At 72.6% G+C, this 1,654-nt stretch carries 1 protein-coding gene and 1 pseudogene; both read left to right on the top strand.

All coding sequences use genetic code 11. The features are described 5' to 3' along the window. Positions 1-266: 266 nt before the first annotated feature. Positions 267-1,229 carry a D-alanyl-D-alanine carboxypeptidase family protein gene (locus AB0J04_RS46075; RefSeq protein WP_363174721.1) on the top strand — a complete coding sequence of 321 codons (963 nt, stop codon included), beginning with the start codon at positions 267-269 and terminating at the stop codon, positions 1,227-1,229. Positions 1,230-1,427: 198 nt separating this feature from the next. Further along, a pseudogene (locus tag AB0J04_RS46070) lies at positions 1,428-1,532 on the top strand (TetR/AcrR family transcriptional regulator); the annotation flags it as partial. Positions 1,533-1,654: the final 122 nt, after the last annotated feature.

Genomic DNA, 1,654 nt, shown 5'->3' with positions numbered 1-1,654 from the left:
TCGTACTGGACGTACTTGGGCTTTCGGCCGGTGCGGCGAGAGTGCGTGCCGGGCGTCGCGACGGGGCGAACGTTGCCTGCCGCGGCACTAGCCCGTCGGTCGTCTGCCGAACCTGTGCCGTCCCGGACGGTGTCGGACGACCGTTGCCCCTGTCGGATCAAGGCACATCCGTGCGATTCTCGTTTGTCCGCCGGTGTACGGAATCCGTGTACGGAATCCGTGTACGGAACCGGTGTCGGGAACGGGGACGGGAAGTCAGTCACGGCATGCAGAAGACATCAGGCGCCGCCCACGGCGGCGGGCCGGCCAGTCGGCGGGGGTTTCTCGGGCTGGTGACGGCCGGGGCCGCCGCGGTCGGCGTGGCCACGCTCGGCCGGTCGGCCCTCGGGTCCGAACCGGCCGTGCCGCCGCGGACGTTCCTCTCGCAGGCGGACGTCGACCGCCGCAAGCGGGCCGTCGCCAGGATCCTGGACACCGCCGACCCGGCGGCCGTCGCCGCCTGGATCACCGGCACGCAGTCCGCTCCCGAAGGCGTCGAGCCGGAGACGGACTCCCAGGTCGACGCCCTCGCCGACGCCGCGGCGGCCGGGCTGGGCGCCGACCGCGACGGGGTCGTCGTCTCCTGGGTGCGCAGCGCGGCGACGCAGCGCACGATATGGGACCGCAAGTACGAGTTCCTGCGCACCGACTCGGGCGGCGCCGGCGTCTTCGGCGTCATCACCGACGCGGTGCGCGCCGCACACCCCGCCCAGTTGGGCACGGACGCGCAGTGGGACCCGGACAAGGACTCCCACCGCTCGGTGTGGGAGTCCCTGACCTCCGAGAACCGCCAGATCGAGATACTCCGGACCTCGACCGCGCCGGGCGTCTCCCGCCACCACCTGGGCTCCGACGCGGACTTCTTCGACACGACGCCCCAGGACTGGACGGACGACGGTCCCGAGGCCGCCAACTACCGCTGGCTGCGCGCGAACGCGGCCCGCCACGGCTTCCTCCAGACGTACACGGCGGCCTCGGCGACGACCGCGCCCGCGATCAGCGAGGAACGCTGGCACTGGTCCTACGCGCCGGTCTCGGGGGCGGTCCTGGACTTCGTCCGCGCGCACCAGGACGTCGTCGCCGCTGCCCTCGACAAGCTGTGGAGCTACGACCCGGTGCGGTTCACGTACGTCAGGGCGAACTGGCGGGACTACATGTTCCACGTGAACGAGACGGCGTACTTCGGCTGAGCGGGAGGCTCACGGAGCAGCCGCGGGCGTGGGCTCGGGCTCGGACTCAGCCACCGGGTCGCCCTCGCTCAGGCCGTACCGGCCGTGGAGCTTGCGGAGGGCGGCGGGGGCGTACCAGGCCGTCCGGCCGAGCAGGCTGCGGGGTGACGCCGAGGAGGGAGGCGAGGTGACCGTCCCGGAAGATCCAGGTCATGGCGCTTCGGGCACACCGCGTTCATCGGCGACCACCAGGCCGAGATCTTCCGCATGGCGATGCGCAACCTGCTCCAGGACATCCGCGGCCGGATCCCCGCGGCCCCGTAGCGGCCGGGCGGCCTCCGCCCGGAGTGCCTCGCTAGTGCCGCGGCAGGCAACGTTCGCCCGTCAAGGAGCGGCGTCCGGTGCGTGCTCTCGGCGTGCCGGCCGGAAGTCCTCGTACTGGACGT

This window comes from Streptomyces sp. NPDC050263 (assembly GCF_040655955.1).
In the GTDB taxonomy this organism is placed as follows: domain Bacteria; phylum Actinomycetota; class Actinomycetes; order Streptomycetales; family Streptomycetaceae; genus Streptomyces.
The sequence above is the reverse complement of the archived record's forward strand: the minus strand, read 5'-3'. Positions and strand labels throughout refer to the sequence as shown.